Genomic DNA, 17,439 nt, shown 5'->3' with positions numbered 1-17,439 from the left:
TGATCCCCATGTCCCGAGCCGAGGCCACGAAGGCGCGCATCCTCCAAGCGGCGACCGAAGAGTTCGCGGCATACGGGATCGCGGGAGCGCGCGTCGACCGGATCGCCAAGGCCGCCTCGGCGAACAAGAACCTCATCTACGTCTACTTCTGCAACAAGGACGGGCTCTTCGACGCCGTCTTCGACGCACACCTCGGGCGAGGGCTCGACCTGGTGCCCTTCACACCTGACGACCTGCCGGACTACGCCGGGCGGCTTTTCGACCACTACCAGGAGCACCCCGAGGTGCTCCGCCTGGCGACCTGGCACCGACTGGAACGCGGCACCGCCCTGGAGACGGACCCTGCCGTCGCCGAGCCGGCCCGCATGGACAAGCTCGCCTCGCTGGAAGCGGTCCGGAAGGACCGAGGGGGCACACCGGGCTTCGCCCCGGCCACGCTCCTCACCCTCGTCCTGGCCATCGCCTCGGCCTGGAGCCCGACGAATGCCGCGAGCGCGCCTGAGACGAGTGTCCTGGCATCGGACCCGGCGGCCTGCCGGAGCGCGATCGTGGAGGCCGTGCGCCGCCTCCTGTGACGGGCGGCGCCCGGCGTGACGCGCCTCGGAGGACACATGTCCCCGGGTCAGAACGATTCTGCCTGGGGTCCGGGTAGAGGTGATCGACGTACGCGAACCAGCGGCGTCCTCGTTGTTCGGGTAGGGCCGGGGAGGTCGCGTCGGCCGGGGGTGGTCGTGGGCGCCCTCAGGTCTCCGGGTCGGGGCGGCCCGCGTCAGATCGACCTGGCTAGAATCTCCTCACCCTTGTGGAGGATGAGATGACCGCGGAAAGTTCCCGTACCAAGACCGTCGGCCGGCCACCTCATCTCTCCCTCGACGCCATCATCACCGCGGCGGAACATGTTCTGCGGAGCGAGGGCGCGGAGAAGCTTTCGATGCGGCGTCTGGCGAACGAACTGGACAGCGCGCCGATGGCGCTCTACTACCACGTTCGCAACAAGGACGAACTGCTTCTGCTGCTGATGGAGGCTCAGGCCCGGCGCATTCCGCGACCGGAGCTGCCGGAGGACCCGCGGGAGCGGCTGATCGCGGTGTCGATCATGCTCTACGAGCTGCTCGCCGACCGGCTGTGGATCGTGCAGGTGGTGGCCGGCGGCGACCTCATCGCCCCCTCGGCTCTCTGGTTCGTCGAGGAGATGATCGGCGCGACCGTGGACTGCGGACACACGCCGGAACACGCCGTGTACATCTACCGGACGATCTGGTTCGCCATCGTCGGCGACCTGATCATCCGTGCGAACGGCGAACAGCGGCGCGCCCGGGCCACCGGACCGACCTACGAGGACCAGGTCGTCGCCGGCCTGACGAGCGGTACGCACCCCCGGCTGGCGGAGCTCGCCGATCGATGGGCCGAGCTCAACGGCCGGGACACCCACCGTCAGGGCCTGACGGCGATCATCGACGGGCTGCTGCGGTCGGAGGAGACCGTGGAGGGCCGGTAGTCGGCGGAACGCTCCGGCCCGCCGGCCCCCGCGACGGATCGATGCGCATACCCACTCAGTCACTCACTGCCGGTGCCATGGAGATGTTCCAGAAGTCGGCGTAGCGGCCGTTCCGGGCGAGAAGCTCGTCGTGGCTGCCCTCCTCCCCGATGTGGCCGCCCTCCAGGAAGAGGACACGGTCGGCGCGCTGCACGGTTCGCATCCGGTGGGCGACCATCACGACGGTCCGCCCGGCCAGCAGGCGCTCGATGCCCTCGTGGACGGCGGTCTCGTTGACCGGGTCGAGGGCGGAGGTCACCTCGTCGAGCAGGACGATCGGCACGTTCTTCAGCAAAGCCCGGGCGATGGAGACGCGTTGGCGCTCACCGCCCGACAGCAGCGCGCCGCCCTCGCCGACGTTCGTCTCCCAGCCGCCGGGCAGCCGCTCGATGACCTCGTCGAGCCGGGCCGCGGTCGCCGCCGCGCGGACGTCGGCGTCGTCGGCGTCGGGCCGGCCGAGGCGTACGTTCTCCTCGATGGTGCCGTCGAAGAGATAGACGTCCTGGAAGACGATGGCGATCTGTGCCATCAGCACCTCGGTGTCGATCTCGCGCACGTCCACACCGCCCACGCGTACCGCGCCGGAGTCCACGTCGTAGAACCGGGCGAGCAGCTGGAGCAGGGTGCTCTTGCCCGCACCCGACAGTCCGACCACGGCGAGCCGCTGCCCCTGGGGCACGGAGAAGGACACCTCGTCGAAGACCGTGCGGTCTCCGTGCCGGAAGGTTACGGACTCGAACGCCAGGTCGTGGTCGACCGGCCGGACGGGCTCACGGGGTTCCGGCAGCGGCGCGGTGCTGAGGACCTCGTCGAGCCGCTCCAGTTCGGACCGGGCGCCGCGGAGCCCCGCGCCGAGGTCCGACAGCGACAGCAACGGATCGGCGCAGCGGGCCGCGAGCACGAGGATCGTCAGGACCTCTGCGGCTCCGATGCTCCCGCCGAGCGCGAGGGAGGTGCCGAGCGCCAGGACCGCGGTGAAGGCCACCTGCACGGCGACCGTCAGGCCCACCGCGCCGGGCAGCATCGCCAGCACGGTGCGCCGGGAGGAGCGCTGGACCTCCTGGAGCGAGTCGTCGAGCAGTTCGAAGCGCTCTCCGGTGCGGCCGCCGGCGCGCAGCACCGGCTGGGCCTGGAGGAACTCGATGACGCGGTCCGACGCCTCCTTGTCCCGTTCGTGGCGGTCCGCGTCGGCGCCGGCCGTCGAGCGCGCGGTCCACTTCTGGATCGCCGCCACGACGGGTGCGGCGATCAACGCGGCCACGCCCAGCTGCCAGTTGAAAGCGACCATCACGGCGACGATCGTCAGGGGGGTCACCAGGGCGGAGATGAACGGGGCCAGCAGGTGCGCGGAGACGCCCATCGCCCGGAGCAGACCGCGGCCGGCCATGACGGAGACCTCGCCGACCCGAGCGGAGTTGTACCAGCCGATCGGCAGCCGGGCCAGGTGCTCGCCCAGCCGGTAGTACATGCCGTGCAGCATCTTGGTGCCGACGCGCATGCCGGAGAGGTCGCTGACGTAGCGCAGGACGGCGTAGACCGTGACCGCTGCCCCGAACGCGGTCAGCCAGGACACGGCGTCGTCCGGCGTGCTGCCGAACAGTTCCCGCAGCACGGGGACGAGCAGTGCGTAGGAAAGGCCCTCGACCATCGCGGTGATCGTCATCAGGACCACGGTGCGGCGCATCGCCTGGGCGTACTCGGGTCCGAGCACGCGCAGCAGCGTTCGAATCATCGGGGCTGTCCTCCTCGGGATCGCCAGAACTCGGCGAACTTTCCTTCCTGCGTCAGTAGTTCGGCGGGCCGGCCCCGCTCGACGACCGACCCGTTCTCCAGCATCACGACGGTGTCGGCGTCGGCGACCGTCTCCGGGCGGTGGGCGATGACCAGCATCGTCCTCTCGCCGCCCGGAGTCACCAGGGCCTGGCGGATCGCCTGTTCGGTCTGCGGGTCGGCGAAGGCGGTCGCCTCGTCGAGCACCAGGACGGGTGTGTCGGCCAGCAGCGCGCGGGCGAGGGCGATCCGCTGGGCCTCGCCGCCCGAGAGCTTGACGTCCTCGCCGATCACCGTCCCGTAGCCGTTCGGTATGTCGAGGATCCGGTCGTGAATGTGGGCCAGTTCGGCGGCGCGCACCACGTCGTCCCGCTCGGCGTGCGGCACCGCGAGCGCGATGTTGTCGGCGACCGAGGCGCGCAGCAGGCGGACGTCCTGGAAGACGAAGGAGACCGTGCGGTAGAGCTGCCGGCTGCCGATCTCGCGCAGGTCGACGCCGCCGATGGTGACCGAGCCCTGGCTGGGGTCGAAGAACCGCGGCAGCAGTTGGACCAGGGTCGACTTCCCGCTTCCCGACGGCCCGACGAGCGCGGTGAAGGTACCCGGCTCCAGCACCAGGTCGATCCCGCGCAGCACCTCGTGGTCCTCTTCGTAGTCGAAGCGGACATCGCGCAGTTCCACCCGGTGCCCCTGGGGCGCGACCGGGTGCGCGGGCTCCGGAAGCGACGGGACGTCGAGGACTTCTTTGATCCGGCCGACCGCGCGGCCGGCGGCCTGCAGGTCGTCGAAGCCGTGACCCAGGGCCGCCACCGGGGCCGTCAGCCCCAGGCCCAGCAGCAGAAAAGGCAGCAGGTCGGCCGGGGCGAGGCCGCCGGAGGTGATCAGGGACGTACCGCCGATCAGGACGACCAGCAGCACGAACGGCGGCGACAGCGCAAGTTGCATCCCGGCGGCGACCGGGGACATGCCGCGCACCCACCGGAAGAACGTACCGACGAAATCGTCGACGGCGGTGAGGAACTTCCCGTGGGCGCGCCCGAACCCGCCGAACGCCTTCACCACCGAGATGCCCTGCACGAACTCGACGACGGAGCTCGCGATCCGCCCCATGGACTCGTCGAACTCCTCCTGCTCACGCGTCCTGGCGGGAAGCATCAGCAGCGGGACCAGCGAGATGGCCAGCACCACTGGGATCAGCGTGATCAGCGTGAGCCGCCAGTCGACGGTGAACAGATAGACCAGCGACACCAACGGCACCACGAACGCGGAGACCAGCTCACCGGGCGCATGGGCGATGAGGGGGTGCACAGCGCTCACGTCCTCCCCCACCACCTTGGCCAGCTCGCCGGTCCCGCGCCGGGAGAACCAGCCGATCGGCACGCGGCCCAGCCGCGCGGCCAGCTGTCGGCGGAACGTCAGTTGGACCTGACCGTCCAGCACATGCCCGAGCCCCGAGGACACGGCCGTGAACAGCAGCCGCACGAACAGGCCGATCGCGCCCACGACCACGGCCCGCCAGACGTGCCCCTCATCGATCGGGCCCGGCGCGAGCAGAGTGCGGCCCAGTTCGACCACCGCCAGCAGGGGCGCCAGTCCCGCGAGAGCTCCGACCACCTGCAGGACCACGACGGCCGCGAACACGCGGACGTGAGCACGCAGCGGCCCGGACAGGCCACCTCGCTCCTCGACGGGGCCGGAATCCGAGTCCGGCACGGACCGCTCCCCCGCTTCTAAGCCTTCGATCATGTCGGTGACCCCTCCCGTATTCGTACGCGTACAAATAAGACCGTACTCGACCACGGGCTTGCCGGGCCAGGGAGTTGGCGCCGGTGGCATGGGTGCCGCTCACCAGGCGCGCGCCGTCGCGGTGGGCGGGCATGGCGTCCGGAACCGCTGGCGCAGGATGTAGATCTAGAGGCTGCGCTGCCGCGCGCCCATCCGTACACCACGGGCAGCGCCGGGTGCTGGAGGCGCTGGGCGAGGCCGGTGGTCTGTGTACGGCGCGACCGGTGGCCAGCGACGGGGACGTCATTGTCTGCAGGACTGACGCTGAACGCACCAGTGGCGGAGCTGACGTTGCGCGTCACCGTCACCTGGCTGTCCTCCTGGATCCAGCGCGGGCTACTGACGGACCAAGTCGTTGACGCAGGTCGGCCCATTCGGCGCGGCCGACGCATCTGCCGGTGCCGGTGGCTGACCAGTAGGTGCTGACCTGTGGGGCCTACTCGGTAGTCATCACAGGATCATTCGGGAAGGTGGGCCCTCGTGCACCCTCCCGGAACCGATCCACAAGTCCTGAGCATTGCTCGTTCGGAGGCCGTGCGACCCCCTCGACATCTCTCTGCTTATGGCGCCAAGCTCGTTACTGGGTCGCCGGCGGCCTCGTCTCCGGTCAACACATCGCCCCACGCCCCCGGACGGTCGCGCATCAGGGCGTCAAACGCCAGGCCCGGGCCGGCTCGTGTCCGACCCGGGCTGCCAGGCCCCGGGCCTACGGCCCGGGGAACCTGTCGAGGCGTCCGAAGTGGCTACGGGTTCTTCTCGATCTCGTAGCCGTACGGCTTGTCGACGTTCGTGCTGAAGTAGAGCACCTGGGGCGGACCGTCCTCGGCGACCATGAGGGTGGCGACCTCCTCGTCGGTCGGGAACGAGCCGCCGGCGTCGAACATCAGTTGCAGGCTGTCCTCGTCGATGTCCTGCTGCTGCCAGGTTCCCGCACCCGAGACCCTGGTCGCACCGTTCCGCGGCTCGCTCCAGGTGAAGTCGACGGATTCGGCGGGAATCCCCTTCATGCTGAACCGGCCGTCCGCGTGGAACTCGACCCGGCCGCCGCCGCTCCCGGTCCAGACACCCGGCAGCCCGTCGGTGTCCACGGCCGTGGTGCCCGCCGTGGAACACCCGCTCAGGACCACCGCCAGCCCCAGGGCCAGGGATATGGCGGCGCATCGCCCTCTTCCCACCGACATACTTCCTATCCCCTACTTGTAGATGGTCTCTTGCCAGCGGATCTCGACCCGGTAGCCGGCGAAGAATCCTCCCATGTGTTTGGGACCATAGTTGGTGGCCTTCTGCCACTCGGCGTGCGACGGAAGGAAGGACTCGTTGTCGATGTCCGTCGAGGCCGTGTACTTGACTGTGAGCGTGCTGCCCTTGCTCTCGGTGATCTTGTACTTGAGGTCGTAGGAGCCGAGTACGCCCTGGGCCTTCCTGTCCTTCTTTCCTATGAGCAGTCCGCCGACGTCGGATGCGTAGAGACCGACGAGTTGGGCGAGGTTTCTGTTCTGCCCCTCGGCGTTCTTGGTGGTGCTGTACTTGGTCTTGCCCTTGAGGGCTCCTGTCTCGCGGAAGGTGTTGGCCACGTACACCCGTGCGTCCTTCATGCTGCTGCTGTCGATCAGGTTCTGGGTGATCGCGTCGTCACCGTCGTACTTTGCGTCCGACAGCGTGATCGCCTGCTTGAAATAGTTCGGGTGCCAGTCGGCGCCCCAGGCCCAGCGGAACGCGAGCGACCAGGGGCCGTCGCTGTTGACCTTGCCGTCACCCCCGTGCTCGTTGTTCACGAGACTGCCCGACGGCAGACGGCACATCGCCTGTGCCTCCATGAACATCTTCTGCAACTTCTGCATCTCGGGGCTGACCGGACCGGTGAACAGCAACGGCATGGGGTCAGGACCCATGAGCAGCGGCGGCTGCTGCACCAGCGGCAGCGTGGGAATCCCGGTGTAGCCGAGCGGCCCGCTCCAGGACGTGCCCGAGGTGCCGGTGCTGCTGGCGCCCCAGACTGGCGGGGAGACGGTCTCCTCCACCTTTTCCGCTCCGGTCGGGCAGTCCACGCCCATGGTGCAGGAGAAGCTTCCGAGGCCCGTGGGATCGGACAGCGTGACGGGGTTGTTCTCGGCATAGCCGTAACCGGCCAGCGACTGGTGCTTCTCGGTCTCCAGCAGCGAGTCGACGCTGATGAACCGGCCCAGCTCCGCGTCGTACTCGCGTGCGTCGAGGTGGGTCAGACCGGTGGACCGGTCGCGTGTCTTGCCCAGGAAGGACCGGTCGTCCACCCAGGACCCGACGGCGCCCGCCCGCTCCACTCCGAAGGCGGTCAGATAGCGCTTGGTCACCGCCTGCGTGTCGGAGGCGATGGCCAGGCTGGAGGTGCCGTGCTGGTCACCGGCCAGGTAGAAGAGCTTGTTGGCGCCGCTCTGGTTGGTACGCACGGCGACGGACAGTTCGGTGGATCCGTAGAAGCGCTGGGCCCAGAAGGTGCCGTCGCTCTTGAGATGCAGCTCCGTGGCGCCCGCGTACAGCACCCGCTCGCCGTTCTTCTCGCCGCGGATGAGGAGGTTGCCGTCCGCGTCGTAGAGGTAGTCAGTGGTGCGAGTTCCCTCCGTGAGCTTGGAGAGCTTGCCCTCGGCGCCCCATTCCAGGACCTGCTTCCCGGCCGCTCCCGGCCGTGAGTCCGTGTTTCCCGCGTCGTCGTAGGTGTACGAACGCTCGGGCTGGGTGCAGTTACCCTTGGCGCTGACGCCGGCGAGGGTGTGCGGCTGCTTGTCGCCGCCCCGGTAGCAGTAGGTGTCGGTGGTGTCCCCGCCCGGCTTGTGCTGGGTCTCCGTCTTGCGCTGTCCGGCCGTGTCGTAGGTGTACCCCGTCCAGTACGGCGCGGGTCCCGACAGCTTCGACGCGTCGCGGGGATCCGAGCACTTCTGCGAGGAGGGGGTCCAGGCCTCCGTCAGGCGGCGGAAGCCGTCGTAGGCGAAGCACTGGGCGTCCGCCTTGCCGGTGCCGCCGAGAGTGGTCGGGTCCGCGATCGCGGTGACGTTCCCCGCCTGGTCGTAGGTGTAGTTGAGGTCCTGCAGCATGTACGGGTGGGTCTGGTCCGTGACGTGGCTGCGGGTGATGCGGCCGGTGCCCTCCTCGTAGGTGTGGGTGACGTAGGCCTTCTTGTGCGCCTCGGTGTTGGCCACGCCCAGGATGAGCTGCTGCGGCTGACCGAGGGCCGAGTAGTCGGTGTCGAGCAGGTAACCGGTGCTGCCGACGACGGACTTGACCTGCCCGAGGGCGGTGTAGCCGTACTCGATCACCTCCGAGGGCAGCCCGCCGAGCGCCGGTTCCTTGGTGTTCTGGCGCGTCCCGTCGTTGTTGTAGGCGCTCGTGGAATCGATGGTCGCCGGGGCGCCCGCCTTGACCAGCGGGTCGTCGGCCGGCAGCTTGATCCGGCTGCTCAACGGGCGGTCGAGCGTGTCGTACGTGAGGACCTCACGGGTGTACGCCTGACCGGCCTTGCCGCCGACGTACCGGATCGACGAGGACGGCTTGCCCTTGATCACCCCGTCGTAGAGGTGCTCGGTGAGGCGCTTCGCATCGGTCTCGGCACCGTCCCAGGTGCCGGTGATCCGGCCGATCTCGTCGTATTTCGTCAGCACCGAGCGCTGTCGGGCGTCCGTGACCCGGATCGCCTGGTCGAGCTTGTTGTACCCGGTCGTCGCCCGGCCCTTGTCGGGGTCCACGGCGGCGGTCTGGCGGCCGAACAGGTCGTACTCGTAGCTCCAGCGCGCCTTGTCCGGACCGGTGAAGACGCTCGTCTTGCCGTCGAGGGTGTACTCCGTGGCTGCCGAGGTGTAGGGGACGCCCAGGCCGCCCCCGTACGCGGGGTCGGTCGGCTGCTGGCCCGCGTACGTGCGGGTCTCGGTCTTCTGGCCGCGGGCGTCGACGATCACCCGGTTCGCGGTGCCCCCGGCGAGGGCGCTCGTGCCGGTGGAGTCACCGGTGTGTTCGGTGGCCGTCGTCCAGCGCTTGACGCCGAAGAAGAGCACCGACCTCGAAGTCTCCCGTTCGGCGCCGTCGAAGACGATCTCGGTCTGGGTGGGCGACTCGCCGTACTCCGCGCGTGTGTACGTGCCGTTGGGCGCCGCCGTGCTGTCGAAGATGTCCGCGTGCGTCTCGTAGGCCAGGCTTCGGGAGTCGTAGCGGGTGTCCGTGAGCAGCCGGCCTCCCTGCGGGGTCGGTGACTGGGTCTGGAGCGGCCGCAGCAGCGCGTCGTAGATCGTGTACGTGGTGTTGTAGCTGACCCCGTCCTTCTTCAGCACCGCCGTCGAGACCGCCGACGGCTTGCTGTTGCTGAGTGCGTAGCGGAACTTCTGGCTCGGGCTCTCGCCCGCCGCCCGGTTGCGGTCGGGGAGCCAGACGTCCGTCAGCCTGCCGATGGCGTCGTAGGTCAGCTCCGTCTTGCGGGAGTTGGCGTCGTACGTGCGCAGCGGCACCCCGCGCCGGGCATCGAAGAACGTCGACGTCTTGAAGCCCTTGGCGTTGGTGACCACGGTTCCGGTCAGCGGGCCCGCGGTGGTCGGGGTGTAACCGGTCACCGTCGACTTGTCGTCGGCGTCGGTGACCGTCAGGGCACGTCCGAGCGTGTCGTAGGACGTGGTGCCGGTCTTCTGCCAGACGGGGGCGTCGGCCGCGGTGTAGGAGGCGGCGCGTCCCGTCCAGGTCGGCAGGCCCTTGGAGGGCTTCTGCGTGGCGGACCAGGCGGCGCCGTCGTACGCGATGGCCGAGTCGGTCAGGACGTCACCGCGGCGGGTGGAGTCGGCGGGCAGGTCCAGGGACGCGTCGGTCGTCGCACAGGTCCGCCCCACCGTCCGGGTACGCGAGGGCAGGCTCGTGATGCCGGAGTCGTCGCTGCGGGCGAACCAGGTGCGGGTGCAGATCTCGTCGCCGCTCTTCGCGTCGTCACCGTTGTCCTGCACCTGGTACGGCATGCCGTACTCGTCGTGGTCGGTGGAGACGGTCCGGGCGCGCCAGGACTTGGGGGCGGTCAGATAGGTGTACGTGGTGGTCTTCTGCGTGCGGACGTAGCGGGCGACGTGGTCGCCCGCCCCGGGCACGTCCTGACGCGCGGTCTCCTTCTGCCACGGCTGGTTGACCACCACGCCGATCGGGGAGGTCCCCGCGTAGGTGATCCGCTGTCGCAGCTGGCCGCCGAAGGCTCCGGAGTCGGTCGTCGTCGCGAGGTTCAGGCCGGTGACCGGAAGCGCAGGTGTGCTCACGGACTTGGTGGTGCCGTCCTTGTTGGCGTCACCGTCCATGCCCTGGAGGTAGAGGGAGACCACCTTCGAACGCGTGGTGTCCTTGGCGCCCTTGAGAACGGTGACCTGGCGGTATCCTCGCCAGTCCGACCAGGTGCGCTCGTCCTTGGGGGTGAAGGGCGAGTCGCTGTAGTGCCAGGCGGCTCCGCTGTACAGGTACTCCTGCTCGACCGTGTCGTTCTGTCCGGCCGGGTCGGACGTCACCACGGCCACCACGCGGTACTTGTGGAACCAGTCCACCGACGCCACCGAGGAACCGTTGATGTTCCAGAACTGCGGGAAGCAGTTACGGGTGTTGGTGTCCTCGGGCTTTCCGAGGACCTCGCTGCGGACGCACTCGGGCGCCGACATCGTGACGGTGGTGACCGCCCCCGTCTCCGAGGTGACCGTCGATACGCGGGGCCGGGTCAGCGGAAGGATGTCGTCCGTGCCGTCCACCCGGTTGGGGCGCATGTGGTAGGTGAATCCGACCGGGTCGAACTCGACGGCCGTTCCCGCCTTGGCCGTGCGCTTGAGCGAGGTGAGCGTCAGGACGTGGTCGGAGGTATCGCCGATGTCGCCACCGTCCAGGTACTTCTGGGTCAGCGCCCAGGAGTCCACGGGGGTGTGCTCCGACGTCGCCGCGGACCACGAGAAGGTGTTGACCGACGTCAGGCGCTTGCGCGTGAAGAAGGCCGGGGCGAGGGCCTCGCAGTCCGCGTCGTCCTTGGAGCACAGCGACTCGAACGGCACGTCCGGCCAGTGGTGCGCCGTCTCCTTCTTCAGGGTCGTGCAGTCCGCCGCGGTGCACCGCTCGGCGTGGCCGAAGGTGACCTTGGCGTCGGCGGCGTCGGTAAAAAGCGCGCCCTTGCGCAGCCCGTAGCGGATCTCGTTGAGGTATCCGCCGCGGATGTAGGAGGTGTCGGCCTTGTCGGCCTTGTTCTTCCGGTAGTGGTTGGCCTCCGCCGTGTACCAGTAAGTGGCCGCGTTCTCCCGGGTGTCCTCGACGTAGTCCAGGTTCCAGCGCCACGCCTGGGTCAGGGAGCGCTTCGCGAAGGAGTCCCCGCCCGTGTACCCCGGCTCACCGCTGTCGTCGCCGAAGACGGGAGTCGTCCAGACCGAGTTGGTCCGCTGGCTTCCGGCCCCGTCGAGCTTGTCCAGGCCGAAGACGTACTTCGTCCCGTCGCCCGTGACGACGGTCCAGTGCTCGCCGTTGTCGTCGCCGTTGTCCGCGCCCGTGGACCGGGTGACCGACGAGGCATCGTCGCCCTGCAGCCGCCACTGCCCGGAGGTCTTGTCCTTGACCAGCGTGCTGGACTTCCCGTTCAGCACCAGCCTGGCGTTGTCGTACTTCCAGCAGAGGTCGAAGACGTCCTCGTGGCCGTCGTCGTCGCAACTGCCGTAACTGCGCTCGACGTAGGACTCCGTGATGCCGAATCCCTCGCCGACGGGGCTGCCCTGATTGTTCGTGGTGGCGGTGCGGCCGTCCACGCTCCCGGAGTCGTAGGACAGGGACATGGTGGGCGTCGGCCCCGCGGCGGCGGGAGGCAGCTTGAGGTCGTAGTTCCAGGTGAAGGCCCCGGAGCTGCTGCCCGCCGACCACGACGAGGACTCGGCGAGCTCGGTGGCGGAGTAGTCGCCGCTGCCCTTCGGGGACTCACCGGCGCCTGCTCCGGCCGCGGTGAGCGCCAGGACCGCCGTACCGGCGGCGGACGTCGCCCGCGCGCCTCCCGGGGCGGACGCGAGCTTCGACGGCAGTGTCGCGGAGACCTCCTGCCGGTGCGTGTCGTTGTCGGACCCGAGGGGCGTCTGCTGACGGCAGGCCGGTTTCCTCGGTGTGGTCAGCGCACAGGCCGGCAGCTGTACGAGCTCCAGCCGGCCGGCCCAGCCGCCGCCCACCGCCGAGGCGAATCCGCCGTACTCCATGGTCACATCGACCGGGCCGTCCGCCAGGACATCGGCGGTGAGCACCACCCCGGTGATGCCGAGCCGGTCGGCCGCCTTCTGGTCGAGGACGGTGACGGTCGACCGTCCCACGGCGGCCGCCCCGGTGCTCCGGGCGTCCCGCCGGGACAGGGCCAGCGGCAGCCCACCGACGACGGCCTCCGCCGTTCCGCCTCCCGCCACCGGCAGCTCGGCCGTTCCCGGCTTCGGCCAGACGGCGTCACGCCGCTCGGTGGCGGCCCGGCCCGCCTGCCGGGTGTTGGCCTCCAGATCCGCCGCGACCTGCTTGCGGGCCTTCCTGCCCGCCGCCGCGTCGACGGCCCTCACCTTGCTGACCCGCTGTTCCTGTACATCGGGCCGGCCGAGGCCGCGTTGGGCCGCTTCGGCGCTGGAAACCAGCGCCAGCGGTGCCACCATGCCCAAAGTCAGTGCCAGGGCCAGAGCTCGGGGACGGAGCCCTGGGCCCCCGCTCCCCCGTCGTCTTGTCCCAGTGCCGAACATGTCCATGCACTCCAGTTCGAGAAGCCGGCTTCCCACCCGGGCGCCGGTCGTACGGCCGTCGGGCCGTGAGAGCGAGGGCGGTGTCGCGGCAGACGCGGCACCGCCCTCGAAGAGGGGTCGGTTCAGTTGCCCACGTGGGCGTCGATCTGGCCCGATCCGGCCATGGCTCCCGCCCACAGGCGGATCTCCGAGATCCGGACCGGCAGGTGGTTCTTCCAGGCGCTGCCGCTCTGAGCGGCAGCGACGGCGAGGTCGCCGGTGCCCGCCTGTGCCGTGTAGGCCCTGTCGTCGCCGTTCTGGTTGTGCCCCGTGTACAGGCTGATCGTCCCGGCCTGGGCGTCGAACGTCCCGGTCAGCCGGACCACGCTGTCCAGCGACACGATCTCGTCGGACACCACCGAGGTCAGGGTCCCGTCGGCGTTGAGACGCCCGAAGTGCCATTTACCGACCGGCTCGGTCACTTCCAGACCGGTCTCGGGGTCGAGGACGGTGTCCTTGCCCGACATCTGGTACCAGAAGCCCCAGGACGACCCGCTCGCCGTGCGCTGCCCGAAGACCTGGCCGGTGTAGCCGACGTTCTTCGACAGCACCCGCTCCTTGTCCAGGGCGACGGTCGTCGTGGCGGTGAAGGAGCCGGTGTCGTCGAGCGGCGCTCCGCTGGACGTGGCGACGTCGTCCACACCGTCGAAGACGATCTCTCCGTCCTGGATCGCCGCACCGCCGGTCAGATTCAGCGTTCGGCCGTAGCCGGACGTGCTGTCCGTGACGACCGCGCCGCTGCCGCCCGTCGGCGACCAGTCGGCGACCAGTTCGGCGCCGGCGAAGCCCTCCGACGTGAGCAGCCTGGCCTCGTCCGCGATCTCGGTGTCCTCCAGCCGGCGCTGCCAGACGGCGACCTCGTCGATCGACCCGTTGAAGTTCCAGTTCCGCTGACCGTTCCAGAGGTAGCGGCCCACGTTGAAGGGGCCGGACGACGACCAGCCGCTGGGCGTCACCCGAGTGCCCTGGAGTACGCCGTTGACATACAGCTTCAGTTCCTTCGAGGCCGGGTCGTAGGTGCCGGCGAGGTGGGTCCACGCGCCCGTCACCGCGGGCGCCCGGCCCACGATGCCGAAGTAGGCCTGGCCGTTGTCCTCGTCCTTCTCCTTCACCCCGAAGACCCAGGAGTTGTAGCTGGTCTCGTACCACATGAGGAAGGAGCTGTACTTCGCTCCGTCCTGGGACAGCACGATGGCGTCCTTGTCACGGGTGTTCAACCGCGCCCACGCGGAGACCGTGTAGGCCGACCGGGTCTCCACCACCGACCGGGCGGTCGCGGCGGCCGCCCCGCTGCCGTCCAGGGACAGGCCCCGGTCCGTGACCGGGCTGGGGAGCGGCACTCCGTTCGCGTCGTGAGTGATCAGCCCTCGGCGGCCCCGGTCGTCACGGACCGCCGTTCCGACGAGGGACGCGTCGTGCGCGGAACCGCCTGCCACGCTGTTCTTCGCCACCCCCGTGGTCTCGTCGAAGCGCCAGCGGGCGACGGGCCCCTCGCCCGTGGCCACCAGGAAGTCCAGAACCTGCTGCGCGCCCCACCGTCCGAGTGAGTCCTTCGCCTTGACGTAGAGGCGCTGCGTACCGGACTTCACCGGCGTGACACCGACTTCGAACAGGCAGGGGGAACCGGGTGTGCACACCGTCTTCCACGCTTCGGTCTCGGTGAGCCGGTACTGGAAGTCGACGATGTTGGTGTCCCCGGCCGCCGGGGTGAACCGGGCCTTCGCCGAGACTCCCGGCCCACCGCCCGCCACGCACGCGTTCGGCAGGCACTCGGAGTAAGGAGGACGCAAGGTCACGGTCGGCGCCAGGGGCGACGTGTTGTCAATCTTGAAGTAGCAGGGGGCGCTGTAGCCGGTGTTGAGCCGGTTGGTACCCCCCTCGTAGTACGAGAGCGTCACGGCCGTGAGGCGATGGGCGACGCCCGCGGTCAGCGCCGTCGGCAGGCTCTTGGACTGCAGGGACAGATTGCCCACGTATCCGGATGTCGGGCTGTCCATATCGGTCTGCGCCAGGACCCAGGCGCTTCCGTTCCATCGCTCGGTCCGCCAGCGGATCCGCAGATTGGCCTGGGACTCGCCGCCGGCCATGGTCTTCGGCTTGCCGACCAGCTGTGGCGTGGTATCGCTGATGACGGCGGGGTCGGCGGAGCTCGGCGAGCAGACCGTGCCGTTACCCGAGACGATCCCGACGTTCACGGGAAGGGCGGGCTTGCCGACGTACTTGACCGACAGCACGGCGTCGTTCTTGAACCGCTTCCAGGCAGCCGTGTCGCCCTCGTCGTGGGCACGGAGCTGGAGGGTCAGCCGGGCGAACTTGCCGGCCGCGAAATCACGCACCGTGGGAGTGAGGTTCTCGTTGGACTCCTCCGGATTGTCGTTGAACTCGATGGCGGCGTCCGGGGAGTCGGGGTCGCACAGCGATCCCCGGCCTGCGGACACGTGCCGGTCGACCATCAGGTCCCGCTCCTTCGGGCGCGAGGACCAGGTGGTGGACGCGGAGATGTTGTCGGTGCGGACCAGGTCCACCCACCGCGGGTCGCACTGGAAGGCCCAGGGCTCGGTGACCTTGAAGGTCGCGTCGAGAACGTGCTTGCCCTTCAGCTCGGCGGGCGAGAACTCGAAGTAGAGACGCTGGGTGTATCCGGGGCCGCAGTAATAGCCGTTCCACGTACCGCACTTGCCGACGCCCTTGCCCAGGCCGTCGTCACCGTTCGACCAGTCGTAGGACTCGTACCCGTCGGAACGCAGCAAGGTCCGCTCACCCTCCCCCCAGGTCACGAGCGGGTCGATGAACAGCGGAAAGGCGGACGCCTCGGTCCGGCTCAGCATGGCGGCGTCCGGCACCACGGTCAGCGAGCCCTTCGCGACGCGCACGTCCATGCGGACCACCTTGTCGCCCTGGCCGGGCTCGACGCCCTTGCCCGAGTCGGCGGCCTCCGGAGCGGCGGCGGTGGCCGCTTCGGCTGTCACCTTCGGAGCGGAACGGGTGCCTGCTTCGGCGGTCGCCTTCGGGGAGAGCGACTTCGCCTGCCCGGCGTCGGCCGAACCCGCTGAATCCCACATCCGGGCCGGCGGCGCGCGGAACACGGTCCGGCCCGTTCCGTCGACGGCCGTCAGGTTCCCGGTCTCACCCTTGCGGATGGCCAGCCCTTCCGTCCGCAGACCGAACGTCAGCTCCTCCAGTCGCGGGTTCTTCGCCGCCTCCGGGGTCTTCACCACCAGGACGTGCTGGAAGCTCTCCACGGTCGCGTGGACCTGTAGATCGACGTCAGGAAGGACATCGCGGTAGAGCGCGGTGGGGCCGTCGAGCACCGGTTCCGGCAAGGGGTCGGGCCAGTCGACGGCGAGGGAACGCCCCTGGTCGACGATGGCGGCCAGCGGTTTCGCCTTCCCGCCCCCCGAGAAGAACATGGCGGCGGCGGACGCCTTCGGACCGACGGTTCCGTCTTCCCCGCGCACCAAGGTGGCGTCCGGCTCCACCCAGCCGCCGGACTTCGCCGCGCGCACGGGCACGGTGGACTGCTCCAGCGTGAAGGTCATTCCGTCCGGATTCGCGAACACCGTCGAATAGGCGGTACGTTCCCCGGTCACCTCGACGCGCTGCCCCGAGTCCTTGGCCTCCCGCAGCAGGCGATCCTCTTCCGTAGAGGCGGGCGCCTCGGCCTTCCGCTCGTCGTCGGCCGCTCGGTTCTGGAGCGAACCGGCCTGGGCGGCCGACGCCGGCAGCGCGCCACAGACGATCGTCATGAGCGCCGTCGTCAGAACCGCCACCGCGGTCGAGCGCCCGAGTCTTCGTCTTCCCCTATGTGTGGCCGACACATGAAGCGGCCACCCTCCCCTGCGCACAGTGAGCCCCCCTTACGAAAACTTCACAAAGAATGCATGATCCAACCAAGATTGACCGCGCTCCGTCAACGGCATAATCAGGCCACCGAGGCCTCCCGGGCGCGCGGGAGATCTGGTCGCGGAAGTCGGGTACGGGCTGCAGTGGAGGGGTACGCAGAGTTCACGGTCGCGAGTGTGAGGTTGTGTCAGCTGACGTCAGCGATGGCGCATTGATGATGAGGCCGTTCTTCAGCCGGCAGCCGGGCACCGTTGATGACGAAGCCCTGGCAGTGGTGGCGGAGGCGGTGGCCAGGACGCGGCGGGAGGTGCGGGGCAGAGCAGATCCCAGGAGGAAGACAGCCCGCTAGCAAAGCCGAGGAATGGCCGACGGAACGGAAGGTCCTCCGCCGGGCAGTCCGGTATTTCGCCAAGGACTACCCCAACCGCCCCCGGCTCCGGGTATGCCGGCCATTGCCTCGATCGACGACGTCAGCGCGCAGGGACGGGCTTTGACGAGGTCGACGGACAGGCCATCCCCAACAGTTGGTCCAGCAGCGGCAGCAACAATAGGTAAGCGCAACGGCGTTGCCAGCAGGTGCCGTCCTTGCCGCAGCGATGTCGCCCTGGCGTCGAGTGTCGGGCTGGCGAAGTCGAGGACGCCGCCGCGCCCGACACCGGGCGCGCATCCCATACACGCCCACGGCAGCCCCCGGGCGGGACGGGCGGACCAGACCTGCCATCGTGCGCCTCCTGCGGATCCACGGATCCG

General features: G+C 69.3%; 7 protein-coding genes. 2 read left to right on the top strand and 5 right to left on the bottom strand.

The window, feature by feature from the left end:
- Positions 1 to 8: 8 nt before the first annotated feature.
- Positions 9 to 575 carry a TetR/AcrR family transcriptional regulator gene (locus tag IE140_RS07065; RefSeq protein WP_167533452.1) on the top strand — a complete coding sequence of 189 codons (567 nt, stop codon included), beginning with the start codon at positions 9 to 11 and terminating at the stop codon, positions 573 to 575.
- Positions 576 to 814: 239 nt separating this feature from the next.
- Complete coding sequence (locus IE140_RS07060) at positions 815 to 1,498, top strand: TetR/AcrR family transcriptional regulator (RefSeq protein ID WP_150193679.1); 684 nt, start codon at positions 815 to 817, stop codon at positions 1,496 to 1,498.
- A gap of 55 nt (positions 1,499 to 1,553) precedes the next feature.
- On the opposite strand, the gene IE140_RS07055 is transcribed toward IE140_RS07060, so the two are convergent.
- The 5 genes from IE140_RS07055 to IE140_RS07035 all read right to left on the bottom strand — a co-directional run bounded on the left by IE140_RS07055 (position 1,554) and on the right by IE140_RS07035 (position 16,592).
- Entirely contained in the window at positions 1,554 to 3,269 is a 1,716-nt protein-coding gene (locus tag IE140_RS07055) for an ABC transporter ATP-binding protein (protein ID WP_150193680.1), read from the bottom strand.
- On the bottom strand, positions 3,266 to 5,053 hold the full coding sequence (locus tag IE140_RS07050; RefSeq protein ID WP_150193681.1) for an ABC transporter ATP-binding protein: 1,788 nt from the start codon (positions 5,051 to 5,053) through the stop codon (positions 3,266 to 3,268). Before IE140_RS07050 ends, IE140_RS07055 begins: the two co-directional genes overlap by 4 nt.
- A 782-nt stretch (positions 5,054 to 5,835) precedes the next feature.
- Complete coding sequence (locus tag IE140_RS07045; RefSeq protein WP_229826722.1) at positions 5,836 to 6,267, bottom strand: hypothetical protein; 432 nt, start codon at positions 6,265 to 6,267, stop codon at positions 5,836 to 5,838.
- Between the two features lie 18 nt (positions 6,268 to 6,285).
- The gene (locus IE140_RS07040; RefSeq protein ID WP_189460196.1) at positions 6,286 to 12,723 is read right to left on the bottom strand and encodes an RHS repeat domain-containing protein; all 6,438 of its coding nucleotides are present in this window, start codon (positions 12,721 to 12,723) and stop codon (positions 6,286 to 6,288) included.
- Positions 12,724 to 12,929: 206 nt separating this feature from the next.
- The gene (locus tag IE140_RS07035) at positions 12,930 to 16,592 is read right to left on the bottom strand and encodes a laminin G domain-containing protein (RefSeq protein ID WP_167533535.1); all 3,663 of its coding nucleotides are present in this window, start codon (positions 16,590 to 16,592) and stop codon (positions 12,930 to 12,932) included.
- Between the last annotated feature and the right edge of the window lie 847 nt (positions 16,593 to 17,439).

The sequence above is a fragment of the Streptomyces parvus genome (genome assembly GCF_014648875.1).
Lineage (GTDB): Bacteria > Actinomycetota > Actinomycetes > Streptomycetales > Streptomycetaceae > Streptomyces > Streptomyces parvus.
The sequence above is the reverse complement of the archived record's forward strand: the minus strand, read 5'-3'. Positions and strand labels throughout refer to the sequence as shown.